The 16,681-nt window shown below is 63.7% G+C and carries 18 protein-coding genes; 8 read left to right on the plus strand and 10 right to left on the minus strand.

Annotation, left to right across the window (positions count from 1 at the left end; all coding sequences use genetic code 11):
- The first annotated feature begins 50 nt into the window (after nucleotides 1–50).
- Genes zur through AC07PQ_RS29440 form a run of 4 tightly spaced genes read left to right on the plus strand, consistent with a single transcriptional unit; the run spans nucleotide 51 to nucleotide 2,850 of the window.
- Nucleotides 51–533, plus strand: coding sequence for a zinc uptake transcriptional repressor Zur (gene zur / locus AC07PQ_RS29425; RefSeq protein WP_007924301.1), 483 nt, complete (start codon nucleotides 51–53; stop codon nucleotides 531–533).
- Complete coding sequence (gene znuC / locus AC07PQ_RS29430; protein WP_007924302.1) at nucleotides 533–1,318, plus strand: zinc ABC transporter ATP-binding protein ZnuC; 786 nt, start codon at nucleotides 533–535, stop codon at nucleotides 1,316–1,318. Before zur ends, znuC begins: the two co-directional genes overlap by 1 nt.
- A complete protein-coding gene (gene znuB, locus AC07PQ_RS29435) occupies nucleotides 1,311–2,099 on the plus strand; it encodes a zinc ABC transporter permease subunit ZnuB (RefSeq protein WP_007924303.1) in 789 nt (262 codons plus the stop codon). Before znuC ends, znuB begins: the two co-directional genes overlap by 8 nt.
- A 37-nt stretch (nucleotides 2,100–2,136) precedes the next feature.
- Nucleotides 2,137–2,850 (plus strand): PA5502 family lipoprotein, encoded by a 714-nt coding sequence (locus tag AC07PQ_RS29440; protein WP_493186685.1) that lies wholly within the window; start codon nucleotides 2,137–2,139, stop codon nucleotides 2,848–2,850.
- 120 nt (nucleotides 2,851–2,970) lie between these two features.
- On the opposite strand, the gene katE is transcribed toward AC07PQ_RS29440, so the two are convergent.
- Entirely contained in the window at nucleotides 2,971–5,163 is a 2,193-nt protein-coding gene (gene katE / locus AC07PQ_RS29445; RefSeq protein WP_493186686.1) for a catalase HPII, read from the minus strand.
- 213 nt (nucleotides 5,164–5,376) lie between these two features.
- Between katE and AC07PQ_RS29450 the strand changes: the two genes are divergently transcribed.
- From AC07PQ_RS29450 to AC07PQ_RS29460, 3 genes are read left to right on the plus strand one after another with little or no spacing between them, the layout of a single operon-like run.
- Entirely contained in the window at nucleotides 5,377–6,384 is a 1,008-nt protein-coding gene (locus tag AC07PQ_RS29450) for a methionine ABC transporter ATP-binding protein (RefSeq protein WP_007924306.1), read from the plus strand.
- On the plus strand, nucleotides 6,384–7,058 hold the full coding sequence (locus AC07PQ_RS29455) for a methionine ABC transporter permease (RefSeq protein ID WP_007924307.1): 675 nt from the start codon (nucleotides 6,384–6,386) through the stop codon (nucleotides 7,056–7,058). The genes AC07PQ_RS29450 and AC07PQ_RS29455 overlap by 1 nt, the downstream gene beginning before the upstream one ends.
- A gap of 55 nt (nucleotides 7,059–7,113) precedes the next feature.
- Nucleotides 7,114–7,887 (plus strand): MetQ/NlpA family ABC transporter substrate-binding protein, encoded by a 774-nt coding sequence (locus AC07PQ_RS29460; protein ID WP_493186687.1) that lies wholly within the window; start codon nucleotides 7,114–7,116, stop codon nucleotides 7,885–7,887.
- 192 nt (nucleotides 7,888–8,079) lie between these two features.
- On the opposite strand, the gene AC07PQ_RS29465 is transcribed toward AC07PQ_RS29460, so the two are convergent.
- From AC07PQ_RS29465 to AC07PQ_RS29485, 5 genes are read right to left on the minus strand one after another with little or no spacing between them, the layout of a single operon-like run.
- A complete protein-coding gene (locus tag AC07PQ_RS29465) occupies nucleotides 8,080–8,715 on the minus strand; it encodes an SCO family protein (RefSeq protein WP_007924309.1) in 636 nt (211 codons plus the stop codon).
- Nucleotides 8,712–9,611, minus strand: coding sequence for a heme o synthase (gene cyoE, locus AC07PQ_RS29470; RefSeq protein ID WP_007924310.1), 900 nt, complete (start codon nucleotides 9,609–9,611; stop codon nucleotides 8,712–8,714). Before cyoE ends, AC07PQ_RS29465 begins: the two co-directional genes overlap by 4 nt.
- The gene (locus AC07PQ_RS29475) at nucleotides 9,599–10,678 is read right to left on the minus strand and encodes a COX15/CtaA family protein (RefSeq protein ID WP_007924313.1); all 1,080 of its coding nucleotides are present in this window, start codon (nucleotides 10,676–10,678) and stop codon (nucleotides 9,599–9,601) included. Before AC07PQ_RS29475 ends, cyoE begins: the two co-directional genes overlap by 13 nt.
- 10 nt (nucleotides 10,679–10,688) lie before the next feature.
- Nucleotides 10,689–11,282 (minus strand): PA_0111/PP_0108 family redox-active disulfide protein, encoded by a 594-nt coding sequence (locus tag AC07PQ_RS29480; protein ID WP_493186688.1) that lies wholly within the window; start codon nucleotides 11,280–11,282, stop codon nucleotides 10,689–10,691.
- Entirely contained in the window at nucleotides 11,248–11,988 is a 741-nt protein-coding gene (locus tag AC07PQ_RS29485; RefSeq protein WP_493186689.1) for an SURF1 family protein, read from the minus strand. The genes AC07PQ_RS29480 and AC07PQ_RS29485 overlap by 35 nt, the downstream gene beginning before the upstream one ends.
- A 69-nt stretch (nucleotides 11,989–12,057) precedes the next feature.
- Between AC07PQ_RS29485 and AC07PQ_RS29490 the strand changes: the two genes are divergently transcribed.
- The gene (locus AC07PQ_RS29490; protein ID WP_007924318.1) at nucleotides 12,058–12,261 is read left to right on the plus strand and encodes a twin transmembrane helix small protein; all 204 of its coding nucleotides are present in this window, start codon (nucleotides 12,058–12,060) and stop codon (nucleotides 12,259–12,261) included.
- 8 nt (nucleotides 12,262–12,269) lie between these two features.
- Here the strand turns inward: AC07PQ_RS29490 and AC07PQ_RS29495 are convergent, their stop codons facing one another.
- The 4 genes from AC07PQ_RS29495 to coxB form a co-directional block, all read right to left on the minus strand.
- Entirely contained in the window at nucleotides 12,270–13,157 is an 888-nt protein-coding gene (locus AC07PQ_RS29495) for a cytochrome c oxidase subunit 3 (protein ID WP_007924319.1), read from the minus strand.
- 27 nt (nucleotides 13,158–13,184) lie between these two features.
- Nucleotides 13,185–13,739 carry a cytochrome c oxidase assembly protein gene (locus AC07PQ_RS29500; protein WP_007924321.1) on the minus strand — a complete coding sequence of 185 codons (555 nt, stop codon included), beginning with the start codon at nucleotides 13,737–13,739 and terminating at the stop codon, nucleotides 13,185–13,187.
- Between the two features lie 49 nt (nucleotides 13,740–13,788).
- On the minus strand, nucleotides 13,789–15,390 hold the full coding sequence (gene ctaD, locus AC07PQ_RS29505) for a cytochrome c oxidase subunit I (protein WP_007924322.1): 1,602 nt from the start codon (nucleotides 15,388–15,390) through the stop codon (nucleotides 13,789–13,791).
- Between the two features lie 82 nt (nucleotides 15,391–15,472).
- On the minus strand, nucleotides 15,473–16,600 hold the full coding sequence (gene coxB / locus AC07PQ_RS29510) for a cytochrome c oxidase subunit II (protein ID WP_053263243.1): 1,128 nt from the start codon (nucleotides 16,598–16,600) through the stop codon (nucleotides 15,473–15,475).
- Between the last annotated feature and the right edge of the window lie 81 nt (nucleotides 16,601–16,681).

Raw genomic sequence — 16,681 nt, forward strand, 5'->3', positions numbered from 1 at the left:
GGCAAGAACGGGTAACATAATAACGTCTCTCACCATTATCGTCGCCGCTCATGCCTAAAACCCCCCTTGCCAGTCGCCCCCACGACCACTCTCACTGCGTACACAGCGCACTGTCCGAGGCCGATGCCCTGTGCGCCCGCCAAGGCCTGCGCCTGACCGCCCTGCGTCGGCGGGTGCTGGAGCTGGTCTGGCAAAGCCACAAGCCGCTGGGTGCCTACGACATCCTCGCCGTGCTCAGCGAACAGGACGGTCGCCGCGCCGCGCCGCCAACCGTGTACCGCGCCCTGGATTTCCTCCTGGAAAACGGCCTGGTGCACCGCATCGCATCGCTCAACGCCTTCGTTGGCTGCAATCACCCGGAACACGCGCACCAGGGCCAGTTCCTGATCTGCCGCGTCTGCCACGCCGCCATCGAGCTTGAACAGAAATCCATCAGCGACGCGATCATCAGCAGCGCGCGCGACGTCGGCTTCGTCGTCGAAGGCCAGACCGTCGAAGTGGTCGGCCTCTGCTCGGGTTGCCAGGGGGCTTGATGAGCAATGCCTTGATTCGCCTCGATCAGGTCGCGGTGACCTTTGCCGGGCAGACCGTGCTGGACAACATCCAGCTCAGTGTCGAGCCTGGACAGATCGTCACCCTGATCGGCCCCAACGGCGCCGGCAAGACCACCCTGGTGCGCGCCGTGCTCGGCTTGCTCAAGCCCGACAGCGGCAGCGTCTGGCGCAAGCCGAAGCTGCGGGTCGGCTATATGCCGCAGAAGCTGCATGTCGACCCGACATTGCCGCTGTCGGTGCTGCGCTTCCTGCGCCTGGTGCCCGGCGTGGACCGCGCGACAGCCCTGGCCGCACTGAACGAAGTCGGCGCCGAACAGGTGATCGACAGCCCGGTGCAGAGCATTTCCGGCGGCGAGATGCAGCGCGTGCTGCTGGCCCGCGCCCTGCTGCGCGAGCCGGAATTGCTGGTACTGGACGAGCCGGTACAAGGCGTGGACGTCGCCGGCCAGGCCGAGCTCTACAGCCTGATCACCCGTTTGCGCGACCGCCACGGTTGCGGCGTGCTGATGGTCTCCCACGACCTGCACCTGGTGATGAGCACCACCGACCAGGTGGTCTGCCTCAATCGCCACGTGTGCTGCTCCGGCCACCCGGAACAGGTCAGCGGCGACCCGGCCTTCGTCGAGCTGTTCGGCCAGAACGCGCCAAGCCTGGCGATCTATCACCACCATCACGACCACGCCCACGACCTGCACGGTTCGGTGGTCACCGGGGCCGCGGCCGGCCACGTTCATGTTCACGGAGATAGCTGCAAGCATGGCTGATTTTCTGTTGTACGCCTTGCTCGCAGGCCTGGCGCTGGCGCTGGTGGCAGGTCCCCTCGGATCGTTCGTGGTCTGGCGGCGCATGGCCTATTTCGGCGACACCCTGTCCCATGCCGCTTTGCTCGGCGTGGCCCTGGGCTTTCTGCTGGATGTCAGCCCGGCGGTGGCGGTGACCGTCGGTTGTCTGCTGCTGGCGGTGCTGCTGGTCACCCTGCAACAGCGCCAGCCGCTGGCTTCCGATACGTTGCTGGGGATTCTCGCCCCCAGCACCCTCTCCCTCGGGCTGGTGGTACTAAGCTTCATGCATGACGTGCGGATCGACCTGATGGCCTATCTGTTCGGCGATCTGCTGGCGATCAGCCCCGGCGACCTGGCGTGGATTCTCGGCGGCAGCGCCGCGGTCCTGCTGCTATTGGTAGCCCTGTGGCGACCGTTGCTGGCGATCACCGTGCACGAGGAGCTGGCCAGGGTCGAAGGCTTGCCGGTGGCGTCGCTGCGCCTGGCACTGATGCTGTTGATCGCGGTGGTGATCGCGGTGGCGATGAAGATCGTCGGGGTCTTGCTGATCACTTCGCTGCTGATCATCCCGGCGGCTGCCGCCCAACGTCACGCCCGCTCCCCGGAGCAGATGGCGCTGGGCGCGAGCCTGCTGGGCATACTCGCGGTCTGTGGCGGGCTGGCGTTGTCGTGGTTCAAGGACACCCCTGCGGGGCCGTCGATCGTGGTCACGGCGGCCGCATTGTTTCTGCTGAGTTTTGTCCTGCCCCGTCGAGGGGTGTAGACTTGCTCGCTTTTTGCGCAATTAGAGAGTCGCAGGAATGAAGCCGTTCGCCTCCCGTTATCTGCTCCTTGTCGCATTTTCCCTGCTGCTGGGTGCCTGCCAGAGCACGCCGCCGGCTGAAGCGCCCGACGCCCGGGCCACGGCCATCGCACAGCTGCAGCAAAATATCGCCAGCAGCGAACTGGCCACCGCCGAAGACCAGTTGAGCGCCTTGCAGGCCCAGTCGCCCAACGACCCGCAGCTCGAGCAATACCAGCGCCAGCTGGCCGAAGCCTATCTGCAGCGCAGCCAGATCGTGTTGCAAAAGGGTGATGTCAACGCCGCCGCCACGGCCCTGAGCCGCGCCCGCGCGCTGATGCCCAAGGCACCGGCCCTGACCGGCGGCGTCGATGGCGCCATCACCCAGGCCCGTAAAGCCGAGCTGGAAAAAGCCGAAGCCGCACTCAAGGCAGCTGAAGCCCGGCCGCCAGCCAAGCTGATCGACCCGGCCGCCGAGAGCACCACCATTGCGCTGAACCTCAGTGATATCAAGCAACTGCGTCGGCAACTCGATGCGATCGCCGCCGATGTGGTGAATTACCAGTGCGACGTGAGCATCCAGGCGCCACGCACCGAAGATTACCCCTGGCTGAAGACCCTGCTGAGCAAGCGGGTGAAAAAGCTCGACGGCGAGTTCGACCTGCAGATCGAGCGGCAGATCCTGCGCCACATCCCGGCACAGATGGTGCTGACGCCACGCAAACCCCAATAACGCCACCTCTATAGGAGCGAGCGGGCGGCGATCCGACTTGCCCGCGATGCGTGATGAACGCTAACGCGGTGCCAAACCCTTTCGCACGCAAGCTGTGCTCCTACAGAAGCATCAGCAGCATCAGGCGGGAATCGCCTTGGCCTTCGGCTCCCGCTCCCAGACCCGATGATGGGCAAGCGCGTTGAAGAACGCCTTCAACGCCTTGGCATCCCCGCCGACGATCAACCCCGCATCCACTTCCAGCTTGAGCACATCCAGCAATTGCTCGGCCTCGCCCTGCAAGGCAATTGCCTTGAGGTGCTTGTAGGCTTCGAGCAGGTAATGCAGGGCCACGCCATCGCCGCTCAAGGCCTGTATCGACTTGGCACCGCCCGGCACGAACACCGCGTCGAACGCCACTGACGGCAGCCCTTCCATGGAAGCATCCACCGGCAGGGTCTTGCCGTCCGCCGTGGTCACGGGCGCCGAGGTCGGGCCCAGCAACCTGGCGTGGGCGCCTTCGGCTTGCAGGGCCTTTTTCAAGGCGTCGATCGCCTTGCCGTCGACCCCGTTCGCCGCCAGGATCGCCACTTTGCGGGTCTTGATATCCCCCGACAGCAGGTTGGCCTGGCTCAGGGCCGGCGAGTGATCGGGGGTCAGTTCAGGCACCTCGACAGTGCCCGCCTTGGGCACCGGCAGCCCAAGGTTCTGCGCGACCCGCCTGGCCAGCTCGAGATCGATATTGGCCAGGATCTCGTTGACCTGCCGCGCGCGGATCCACTCGCGCTCGACCTTGCCCAGCTCGAAGCTGTAGGCGGCGATGATGTGTTCCTGTTCATGCGTGCTCATGCTCTTGAAGAACAGTCGCGCCTGGGAGAAGTGGTCGCTGAAGGACGGGCTGCGCTGGCGGATCTTGTGCGCGTCGATGCGTTCGTTGTAGCTCTCGAAACCGCCGTCCTCGGCCGCGGGCGGCGTCTCTTTCGGCCAGCCGCCATCGATGGAATTGGGCTCGTAGGAGGCCCGCCCCTTATCGATGGTGGTGCGGTGCATGGCATCGCGCTGGCCGTTGTGGAAGGGCGCCAGCGGGCGGTTGATCGGCAGCTCATGGAAGTTCGGCCCGCCGAGGCGGCTGATCTGCGTATCGGTGTAGGAGAACAACCGGCCCTGCAGCAGCGGGTCGTTGGAGAAGTCGATGCCCGGCACGATATGCCCCGGGCAGAAGGCAACCTGCTCGGTCTCGGCGAAGAAGTTGTCCGGGTTGCGGTTGAGCACCATCTTGCCCAGGGGCGTGATCGGCACCAGCTCCTCGGGGATCAACTTGGTCGGGTCGAGAATGTCGAAATCGAACTTGTGCTCGTTTTCCTCGACTATCACCTGCACACCCAGTTCCCACTCCGGGTAATCGCCGCTCTCGATCGCCTCCCACAGGTCGCGGCGATGGAAGTCGGTGTCCTTGCCCGCCAGCTTTTGCGCCTCGTCCCAGACCAGGGAACAGGTGCCCACTGTCGGCCGCCAGTGGAATTTGACGAAGCTGGAGGTGCCTTCGGCATTGATGAAACGAAAGGTGTGCACGCCAAAGCCCTGCATGCTGCGCAGGCTTTTCGGAATCGCCCGGTCGGACATGGCCCAGATCACCATATGCGCCGATTCCGGCTGCAGCGACACGAAGTCCCAGAAAGTGTCGTGGGCCGAGCCACCGGTGGGGATCTCGTTGTGCGGCTCGGGTTTGACCGCATGGACGAAGTCGGGAAACTTGATCGCGTCCTGGATGAAGAACACCGGCATGTTGTTACCCACCAGGTCGAAGTTGCCTTCGTCGGTGAAGAACTTCACGGCAAAACCGCGCACGTCGCGCACGGTATCGCCAGAGCCGCGCGGCCCCTGCACCGTGGAGAAACGCACGAACACCGGGGTCTTCTTGCCCGGATCGCGCAGGAAGCCGGCCTTGGTCAGGGCCGAATGATTCTCGTAGGTCTGGAAGTAACCATGGGCGCCGACGCCACGGGCATGGACGATACGCTCCGGGATCCGTTCATGGTCGAAGTGCGTGATCTTCTCCCGCATGATGAAGTCTTCCAGCAGCGAAGGCCCGCGGGCGCCGGCCTTCAGGGTGTTCTGGTTATCGGCGACCTTGACCCCCTGGTTGGTGCGCAACGCCTGTTCGGTGGCGTCGGAGCGGAAGGTCTCCAGGCTGTGCAGCTTGCTGTTGGTGTTGCCGCGATCCAGGGTATCGGTCCCGGCCAGCTGGCTTTTCGGTGCGCTTGGCTTCTTGCTGCTCATCAGGCAAAACTCCTCGTTGGCGAAGCCCCGGCGGGGCGGGGCTTCATCGGTCAAAATCGCCAGGCACGGCACCTGGCTTTTTTCGAGTGGCTTATTGAGTGACTGATGAGGTTTGGCGCCGTTCCTTTTTTATGACCTTTGATCGCGTTATTGCCAAATCGAAGGATGAATACAAAATAAATGCTAAGAACCTCTATACGGACAGGCTAAAATGCGCGCCCGGCTAACCGCTGATCCTTTTCTAACGCGCCCCACAAGGTTCGCTACGTGATCGAGTTTCAAAACGTCCATAAAACCTACCGGGTCGCCGGTAAGGATATTCCCGCCCTGCATCCGACCAGCCTGAAGGTCGAGAACGGCCAGGTATTCGGCCTGATCGGCCATTCCGGCGCGGGCAAAAGTACCCTGCTGCGCCTGATCAACCGTCTGGAAAACCCCAGCGGCGGCAAGATCGTCGTCGACGACGAGGAAGTCACCGCCCTGGACGCCAACGGCCTGCGTCGCTTCCGCCAGCAGGTCGGGATGATCTTCCAGCACTTCAACCTGCTGGCCTCCAAGACCGTGGCCGACAACGTCGCGCTGCCGCTGACCCTGGCCGGCGAGCTGTCGCGCAGCGCGATCGACCAGCGCGTGGCCGAGTTGCTGGCCCGCGTCGGTCTTTCCGATCACGCCAAGAAATACCCAGCCCAGCTGTCCGGCGGGCAGAAGCAGCGCGTCGGCATCGCCCGCGCCCTGGCGACCAAGCCGAAGATCCTGCTGTGCGACGAAGCCACCAGCGCCCTGGACCCGCAGACCACCGCGTCGGTCCTGCAACTGCTGGCCGAGATCAACCGTGAACTGAAGTTGACCATCGTGCTGATCACCCATGAAATGGACGTGATCCGTCGCGTCTGCGACCAGGTGGCGGTAATGGACGCCGGGGTGATCGTCGAGCAGGGGTCGGTGGCTGAGGTGTTCCTGCATCCCAAGCACCCGACCACCAAGCGTTTCGTCCAGGAAGACGAGCAGATAGATGAAAGCGAACAGCGCGACGACTTCGCCCACGTGCCAGGGCGCATCGTGCGCCTGACCTTCCAGGGCGATGCCACCTACGCGCCGCTGCTGGGCACCGTGGCCCGCGAAACCGGGGTGGACTACAGCATCCTCGCCGGCCGCATCGACCGCATCAAAGACGTCCCTTACGGGCAACTGACCCTGGCTATCACCGGTGGTGACATGGAGGCGGCCTTCGCCCACTTCACCGCGGCGGATGTCCACATGGAGGTGCTGCGCTAATGGAACTGCTGACAAGTTTCTTCGCCAATATCGACTGGTACGAAATCTGGCTGGCCACCGGCGACACCCTGCTGATGCTCGGTGGCTCGCTGCTGTTCACCGTGCTGCTGGGCCTGCCCCTGGGCGTGCTGCTGTTCCTCTGCAGCCCGCGCCAGTTGCTGGAGCAGAAGAGCCTCTACGCCCTGCTGTCGCTTCTGGTGAACATCCTGCGCTCGCTGCCGTTCATCATCCTGCTGATCGTGATGATCCCGTTCACCGTACTGATCACCGGTACTTCCCTGGGTGTCGCCGGCGCGATCCCGCCCCTGGTGGTCGGCGCCACGCCGTTCTTCGCTCGCCTGGTGGAGACCGCCCTGCGCGAAGTGGACCGCGGCATCATCGAAGCCACCCAGTCCATGGGCGCGACCACCCGGCAGATCATCACCAACGCCCTGCTGCCGGAAGCCCGTCCGGGTATTTTCGCGGCAATTACCGTGACAGCGATTACCCTTGTTTCCTACACCGCCATGGCGGGCGTGGTAGGCGCGGGCGGTCTCGGCGACCTGGCGATCCGCTTCGGTTACCAGCGCTTCCAGACCGATGTGATGGTGGTCACCGTGGTGCTGTTGCTGGTGCTGGTTCAAGTTCTGCAAACCGTCGGCGACAAGCTGGTGGTGCACTTTTCCCGAAAATAAGTCGGCCCTGGCCGGCAGGCGTCCGGCACCGGGCGCCTCACAAGGAGCTAGCTGGATGAAAAAACTACTCGTCGCTTTCGCCGCCGTTGCCGCGTTCTCCGCGCACGCCGCTGACACCCTGACCGTGGCCGCCACCCCGGTGCCTCACGCCGAGATCCTCGAATTCGTGAAGCCGGCGCTGGCCAAGGAAGGCGTGGACCTGAAGGTCAAGGTCTTCACCGACTACATCCAGCCGAACGTGCAGGTCGCGGAAAAGCGCCTGGACGCCAACTTCTTCCAGCACCAGCCGTACCTGGATGAGTTCAACAAGGCCAAGGGCACCCACCTGGTAAGCGTTGCCGGCGTGCACCTGGAGCCGCTGGGCGCCTACTCCAACAAGTTCAAGAAGCTCGAAGAACTGCCGGGCGGCGCCAACGTGGTGATCCCCAACGACGCCACCAACGGCGGCCGTGCCTTGCTGCTGCTGGCCAAAGCCGGCCTGATCAAGCTCAAGGACTCCAACAACATCCTGTCCACGGTCAAAGACATCACCGAGAACAGCAAGGACCTGAAATTCCGTGAGCTGGAAGCCGCGACCATCCCGCGCGTGCTGACCCAGGTCGACCTGGCGCTGATCAACACCAACTACGCCCTGGAAGCCAAGCTGGACCCATCCAAGGACGCCCTGGTGATCGAAGGCAAGGACTCGCCTTACGTGAACATCCTGGTGGCCCGTCCTGACGACAAGGACTCGGAGGCCATGAAGAAACTGGTTGCCGCCCTGCACAGCCCCGAGGTGAAGCAATTCATTCTCGAGAAGTACAAAGGCGCCGTGGTACCGGCGTTCTGATCGGTTGCAGAAACACAAACGGGGCGCCTTGAGGCGCCCCGTTTCGTTTCTGCCGTTGCCTGCCGCGCTCCTTGTAGCCGCTGCCGCAGGCTGCGATCGGCTCCGCAGGAGACGTGCTCTTGAGGCCCTCGGAAGGCGCTACGCGCCTTATCGCAGCCTGCGACAGCGGCTACAGGATTCAGGCGTCCCGGGTTACTTGCGCTGCAACATCACCGGCAGCTGGGCCACCAGTTTCTGGTTGTTCAGCGGCGCGCGGATGAAGCCGCGCTGGGTGCCGTCCGGGCCGATCACCGCGAGGTTGCCGCTGTGGTCGACGGTGTAGTTGGGCTTGCTGGTATCGGCCGGAATGAACGGGATGCTCACCGCGTTGGCGAGCTTCTGCACGTCCGCCACCGAGGTCGCGGTCAGGCCCTTGAAGTCCTTGTCGAAGTAGCCCAGGTACTGTTTCAACTGCTGCGGCGTGTCGCGGTTCGGGTCGACGCTGACCAGCACCACCTGCAGGTTATCCACCGCCTCCTTGGGCAACTCGCTCTTGATCTGGCGCAGCTGGGCGAGGGTAGTCGGGCAGATGTCCGGGCAGAAGGTGTAGCCGAAGAACAGCAGGCTCCACTTGCCCTTGAGCTCATTGAGCACCACCGGCTGGCCTTCCTGGTCGGTCATCTTCACATCCGGCAGGGTGCGGCTCTGGGGCAGCAGGATGATCCCGGCGTCGATCAACGCGGTCGGATCCCCCTGGTTCTTGCCGGTCAGCACTTTGTTGACGGTGAGCCCCAGCACCAGGGCCACCAGCGCCACGAGAATAAAGACGGTTTTCTGAGTTCGAGTCATAGGTTCAACAATAGGTAGTGGTCTACGAGCAGCGCGATAAACAGCAGGAACAAGTAATAAATAGAGTACTTGAAGGTGTTGATCGCCGCGTGCGGCCGACTGCCACGGTACAGCACCCAGGCCCATTGCAGAAAGCGCGCGCCCAGGCCCAGGGCACAAATCAGGTAAAGCATGCCGCTCATGTGGATCGCATAAGGCAGCAGGCTGACCGCCAGCAAGGCGCAGGTGTAGAGCAGGATATGCACCTTGGTGTAGTGCTCGCCGTGGGTCACCGGCAGCATCGGGATGTCGGCCTTGGCGTACTCCTCCTTGCGATGAATGGCCAGCGCCCAGAAATGCGGCGGGGTCCAGGCGAAGATGATCAGCACCAGCAGCAGCGGTTCGGCGGTCACATGGCCGGTGGCCGCGACCCAGCCCAACAGCGGCGGCGCGGCCCCGGCCAGGCCGCCGATCACGATGTTCTGCGGGGTCGCCCGCTTGAGGAAGCCGGTGTAGATCACCGCATAACCGAGCAACGACGCCAGGGTCAGCCAGGCGGTCAGCGGGTTGGTGAACGCCAGCAGCAAGGCTTGCCCGGCGATGGCCAGCAGCAGGGCGAAACCCAGCGCCGCCGCCGGCGACACCCGGCCTTCGGCCAGCGGCCGTTTGTGGGTGCGCGCCATGACTGCATCGATCCGCCGGTCCACCACATGGTTCACCGCCGCCGCCGCGCCGGCGCACAGGGCGATGCCCAGGTTGCCGAACACCAGCACCGTCCACGGCACCCCAGCGCGGGTGGCGAGGAACATGCCTACCAGCGAGGTGATGAGCATCAGCACCACCACTTTGGGTTTGGTCAGCTCCAGGTAGTCACGCCAGATCGCCTGGCGGTGACGCTCGCCGATCAGAGTCGCCATGGCATCTCTCCTTTTATGGTTATGGGCCCGGCAGCGTGTTTGCGCGGGCTCAGGCGCCAGCCCAGCGGCAGGTGCGAGCGGGCGCGGACCAGGCTGGTGCGGGCGTGATAATTGACCAGCACCAGAGTCAGCAGCAGCGCCGCGCCGCCGGCGTTATGCGCCACGGCCACCGGCAGCGGCAGGTGGAACAGCACATTGCTGATGCCAAGGCCGATCTGCGCCGCCAGTGCCACCAGCACCAGCCCGGCGAGGCGGGTCATGCCCACATGCTTGAGTTGCCAGGCCAGGCCGAGCAACACCAGGGTCACCAGCAACGCGCCGATGCGATGGGTCAGATGGATGGCCGTGCGCGCGTCGCTGTCGAGCTGCCCGCCCAGGTAGTTGGGGCCGATGTGCTGGGTCAGGTGAAAGCCATTGGCGAAATCCGCCGCCGGCCACCACTGGCCGTGACAGGTCGGCAGGTCGATGCAGGCCACCGCCGCGTAGTTGGAGCTGACCCAGCCGCCCAGGGCGATCTGCCCGATCACCAGCACCAGCCCGGCCGTGGCCCAGTATTGCAGGCGCCGCGGCACGATCAGCGCCGGCAGCACCCCGGACAGCCGTAGCGTCAGCAAGAACAGCAGGCTCAGGGTGGCGAAGCCGCCCAGCAGGTGCGCGGTGACGACTTGCGGCCATAGCTTGAGGGTCACCGTCCACATGCCGAACAAGGCTTGGGCGAACACCACCGAGAGCAGGAACAGCGGCAGTTTCAGCGGTTGCCCGGGATGATGCCGGTGGGTCCAGGAGCGTGCCGCCAACAGCACGATCAACAGGCCCAGGGTGCCGGCGAAATAGCGGTGGATCATCTCGTTCCAGCCTTTGTGGGCTTCCACCGGAGTGTCAGGAAAATGCAGCTCGGCGTGGGCCAACTGGGCTTCGCTTTTCGGCACGCTGATGAAGCCGTAGCAACCCGGCCAGTCCGGGCAGCCGAGGCCGGCGTGGGTCAGCCGGGTGTAGGCGCCGAGCAGTACTACGATCAGCGCCAGCAAGGTGGCAAACAAGGCGAGGCGAAATCCAGGTTTGGCCATGACGATGCCCTTATCCGATGTTCGACAGTTTCAGCAGATGGCGCAGGTCGTTGAGCAAGTCCTTGCCCTTGACCCGGGCGTCGTAGCGCAGGACCAGGTTGCCGTGCGGGTCGACGATCCACAGCAGCGGCGCCCCCTGGTCGCTGGCGCCCTTGGTAAAGGTCGGCAGATCCAGTGGGTAGCGTTGCAGTTGCGGGTACTCGCGCTGCAGCTTGGCCTGGTAGTCGGCGCCCAGCGGCTGGGCGGCGGCCAGGGCGTGGCTGGCCCGGGAGGCGTCGCGGCCGAGGGAGATCTGGATCTGCCGCGCCAGGTACACCAGTTGCTGGCAATCCACGGCGCAGTCCCTGGGCGCGGTGACCAGGATCTGCCAGCGCGTCTCGTCGGCCTGGACCCCGATGTCGGCGCGGCTCTGGCCATTGCCGATCAGATCGCCGTGGTAGCTGCGGCTTTCCGGCACCCAGAACTGCAACTTGTACATGCCGGTGGCGAGGATCATCGGACCGATCACCATGGCCACGATCAGCAGCAGCTGCCAGCGTCCGCGACGCCGGTTGTGCGGCGCCTGGGCCTCAGAAATGTTGGGTGGATTCATGGCCGCTCCCATGGTGTTTCTCCCTTGCGTTATGCCATCCGAGATAGAGGTACAAAGCGCACAGGGCCAGCGCCATGGCGAACCACTGCACGGCGTAGCCCAGGTGTTTTTCCGGCCCCATGGCCACCACCGGCCATTCGGTCATGTAGGCGCCCGGGCCAGCCTCCTGGCGCAGCTCGTAGGCAAAACCGCTGCGTCCCAGTTCGCTCCAGAGCCTGGCCGGATCGATCGTCGTCACCAGCCGCGGCCACTGGGCATTCAGTGGGTCGGCGTGCAGTTGAAAGGTCGCGCCGGAGGCGACATAGACCCAGGCATCGAGGCTCAACGACTGTTCCGGGGTGTTGAATTCGGGTGGCGTACGCCGGTCCGGCCAGGGCAGCCAGCCACGGTTGAGCAGCAGCCATTGGCCGCTGGCCTGGTCGAGAAAGGGTTGCAGCAGCTCGACCCCGACCTTGCCTTCATGCATGCGGTTATCCAGCAACAGGCTGTGGGCCGCATCGAAGCGGCCATGCAATTGCACCCGACGGAAAGCCGGATCGCTGGCAGCCTGCAGTTCATCCACGGTCAAAGGCTCGGCCACCCGCCGTTCGGCGTAGCTGGCCAGCAGCTCGCGCTTCTGTTCGCCCCGCCCCAGTTGCCAGAACCCGAGCGTCACCAGCACCGGCAACAACGCCAACACCACCAGGGTCGGCAGCACGCCCGGACGAAAACCGTTCATGGCAGCGCCCGAAAGTGGCGAGATCGACTGGCTATACTCAAGCGCATCGCGTTTCTCCCGGAGCCCACCATGCTTAAAGCGGCCATCGTCCTGTTGCTGATCGCCACGCTCATCAGCCTGTTCAGCGGCCTGTTCTTTCTGGTCAAGGACGACAGCAGCTCCCATCGCCTGCTCAGGTCGCTGACCGTTCGTGTGTGCCTGGCCGCGCTCACCGTCGGCTTGATCGCCTGGGGTTTCTTCAGCGGCCAGCTGGTGTCGCACGCGCCCTGGTAACGCCGCGCTCAGAGCACGTAGACGAAGACAAACAAGCCGATCCACACCACATCGACGAAGTGCCAATACCAACTGGCCGCCTCGAAACCGAACTGATGCTCGGCGTCGAAGTGCCCCTTCATGATGCGCATCAGCATCACGAACAAAATCAGCGTGCCGATGGTCACGTGGGCGCCGTGAAAGCCGGTGAGCATGAAGAACGTGGCGCCGTAGATGCCCGAACCCAGGGTCAGCCCCAGCTCGTGGTAGGCGTGCAGGTATTCCTCGGCCTGGAAGCCGAGAAACGCACAGCCCAGCAGCACGGTGATCGCCAGCCAGATTTTCAGCGCGCCGCGGTGGCCGTTCTTCAGGGCGTGGTGGGCGATGGTCACGGTGACGCTGGAACTCACCAGCAGCACGGTGTTGAGCAGCGGCAGGCCCCAGGGGCTGATGACTTCCTTGGGCGGCGGGAACAGCTTGGAATCGGGGTTTTCGAGCAATGGCCAGACGAACTCGAAGTTCGGCCAGAGCATGTGCGCGATACCCTTGCTGCCTTCGCCGCCCAGGGCCGGGCCAGCAATATGGCGCACGTAGAACAGCGCGCCGAAGAAGGCGATGAAGAACATCACTTCGGAAAAGATGAACCAGCTCATGCCCCAGCGGAACGAGCGATCCAGCTGGGCGCTGTACAGGCCGGCGCGACTTTCCTTGATCACCGCGCCGAACCAGCCGAACAGCATGTAGGCCAGCAGCAGGCTCCCGACGAAGAAAATCAGCGGGCCATGGGATTCCGGGCGCGCGGCCTTGAGGTCGTTGAACCAGGTGGCCAGGCCGAACACCGTAACGAACATACCCACCGTGGCGATGATCGGCCACTTGCTCTGGGCGGGAACGTAATAATGCTCATGAGTTGCCATTTATTGTTCTCCTTATCGGGCACCGTCTTAACCGCCGGTGTTGGTGCTCACGGCCACCGGTGGATGACGCGCGGTGATATCGAACAGCGTGTAAGCCAGCGTCAGGTGCTTCACATCCTTGGGCATGTCGCGGTCAACGATGAAACGTACCGGCATCTCGATCTGCTGACCGGGTTGCAGCACTTGCTGGGTGAAACAGAAGCATTCGGTCTTGTGGAAATACATCGCGGCGCTGCTCGGCGAAATGCTCGGGATCGCCTGGGCGCTCATCGGCCGGTCGCTGGGGTTGCGGGCAATGAAGATCATCTCGTTCACTGCGCCGGGATGAACCACGATGTCGTCGGCCTTGGGATAGAAGTCCCAGACCATGTCGATCGCGTTGGTCGACAGGAACTGCACGCGCACCTGGCGCGAGACATCCACTTGTTGCTCGCCGGAATACTGCCCGCCGGTCTTGCCGTTGATGCCCAGCGCCTTGCACATCACGTCGTAGATCGGCACCAGGGCAAAACCGAAGACGAACATCGCCGCCACCACCAGCAACAGGCGGGTGACCAGCTTCTTCATCGAAACCTCGGCCATCAGCGACCTCCTGCTGTTTCAGAGGCGAGCGGGCATCGCACCAGGCTGTTCATTTCACTTCCGGCGGCGTGGTGAAGGTGTGGTACGGCGCCGGCGACGGCACGCTCCACTCCAGCCCTTCGGCACCGTCCCAGGGCTTGGCCGGTGCGGGTTGGCCGCCACGGATGCACTTGATGACGATGAACAGGAAGAAGATCTGCGTCGCGCCGAAGGTGAACGCGCCGATGGACGACACCATGTTGAAATCGGCGAACTGCAGGTTGTAGTCCGGGATCCGCCGCGGCATCCCCGCCAGGCCGACGAAGTGCATCGGGAAGAACGCCATGTTCATACCGATGAAGGACAGCCAGAAGTGCAGCTTGCCCAGGGTTTCGTCGTACATGTGCCCGGTCCACTTCGGCAGCCAGTAATAGGCCGAGGCGAAGATGCCGAAGATCGCGCCCGGCACCAGCACATAGTGGAAATGCGCGACCACGAAATAGGTGTCCTGGTACTGGAAGTCCGCCGGGGCGATGGCCAGCATCAGCCCGGAGAAGCCGCCGATGGTGAACAGGATCACGAAGGCCACGGCGAACAGCATCGGCGTCTCGAAGGTCAGCGAGCCCTGCCACATGGTGCTGACCCAGTTGAAGACCTTGACCCCGGTCGGCACCGCGATAAGCATCGTGGCGTACATGAAGAACAGCTCGCCCACCAGCGGAATGCCGACCACGAACATGTGGTGCGCCCAGACGATGAACGACAGGAAGGCGATACTCGCCGTGGCGTAGACCATCGAGGTGTAGCCGAACAGCGGCTTGCGCGAGAAGGCCGGGATGATCGCGCTGACGGCACCGAAGGCCGGCAGGATCATGATGTACACCTCGGGGTGACCGAAGAACCAGAACACATGCTGGAACAGCACCGGATCACCGCCGCCGGCGGCGCTGAAGAAGCTGGTGCCGAAGTGGATGTCCATCAGCATCATGGTCACGCAGCCGGCCAGCACCGGCATCACCGCGATCAGCAGGAACGCGGTGATCAGCCAGGTCCAGACGAACAGCGGCATCTTCATCAGGGTCATGCCGGGAGCACGCAGGTTGAGGATGGTGGCGATCACGTTGATCGCGCCCATGATCGAGCTGATGCCCATCAGGTGGATGGCGAAGATGAAGAAGGTCACGCTTTCCGGCGCGTAGGTGGTGGACAGCGGGGCGTAGAAGGTCCAGCCGAAGTTGGGTCCGCCACCGGGCATGAACAGGGTCGAGACCAGCAGCAGGAACGCCGCCGGCAGCAACCAGAAACTGAAGTTGTTCATCCGTGGCAGAGCCATGTCCGGCGCGCCGACCATCAGCGGGATCATCCAGTTGGCCAGGCCGACAAAGGCCGGCATCACCGCGCCGAAGACCATCACCAGGCCATGCATGGTGGTCATCTGGTTGAAGAATTCCGGCTGCACGATCTGCAGGCCGGGCTGGAACAGCTCGGCGCGGATCACCATGGCGAACGAGCCGCCGAGCAGGAACATGGAGAAGGCGAACCACAGGTACAGGGTGCCGATGTCCTTGTGGTTGGTGGTCAGCACCCAGCGCATCAGGCCCTTGGCGGGGCCGTGGGTGTGGTCATGATCGCCAACGATTGCATGACCGTGCTCATCGCTCACAGCGTTCATGGCCTGTCTCCTGTAAACGGTTGGGCTGGACGATCGAGGGCGACACGCCCCGAGCGGCTGCGGGAACACGCAATGGACCGGGTCATTTGCTTTGCGCCTGTTTCAGAGCCAGGACATCCTTGGGCGTCACCATGTCGCCTTTGTTGTTGCCCCAGGCGTTACGTTCGTAGGTGATCACCGCTGCCAGATCGACTTCCGACAACTGCTTGCCGAACGCCGCCATGGCGGTGCCGGGCTTGCCGTGGAAGACGATGTTCAAGTGATCCGCCACCGGCCCGGTGGCGATCTTCGAGCCCTTGAGCGCCGGGAACATCGGCGGCAGGCCCTGGCCTTCGGCCTGGTGACAGGCCACGCAGGTGGTGTGGTAGACCTTGTCGCCACGGGCCACCAGCTCTTCGAGGGTCCATTCCTTGCTGGTCAGTTCCTTGAGCTTGAGGGCTTCGGCCTTGCGTTCGCCCAGCCAGGTGTCGTAGTCGGCCTGGGTCTTCACGTCGACCACGATCGGCATGAAGCCATGGTCCTTGCCGCACAGTTCGGCGCACTGGCCGCGATACAGGCCGGGCTTGTCGACCCGGGTCCAGGCTTCGTTGACGAAACCGGGGATCGCATCGCGCTTGACCGCGAAGGCCGGGACCCACCAGGAATGGATGACGTCGGCGGAGGTCACCAGAAAGCGCACTTTGGCGCCGATCGGCAGCACCAGCGGCTGATCGACTTCCAGCAGATAATGCTCGCCCTTGGCGCTCTGGTTATGAATCTGTTCGGCGGGAGTGGTCAGGTTGCTGAAGAACTCGACGTCCTGGCCCAGGTATTTGTAGTGCCACTTCCACTGATAGCCGGTGATCTGGATGTCCACATCCGGTTCGCTGGCGTCGTACATCTTGATCAGGGTCGCGGTGGCGGGAACGGCCATGGCCACCAGGATCAGCAGCGGCACCACGGTCCAGAGGATTTCCACCGTCGTGCTTTCGTGAAACTTGGCGGCCACCTGGCCGGTGGAGCGGCGGTGCAGGATCATCGACCAGAACATGGCGCCAAAGACAATGACGCCGATCACCACACAGATCCAGAAGATGGTCATGTGCAGGTCGAATACCGCGTGACTTATATCAGTCGCTCCAGGCGCCATATTCACGGTCCAGGCGCCATGCGCCTGGCTGAATACCGACCACAACAGGAGGCCCATCCAGACTTGTGGATGTCGCATCATTGCGGGTTCCCCTTATCGTTCTTGTTATCCCGCCGGCTTGCACCTGCGGCCAAGGGAGCGGCTGCCTAGACTACGAACTTA

Source organism: Pseudomonas sp. GW821-FHT09E12 (assembly GCF_059416085.1).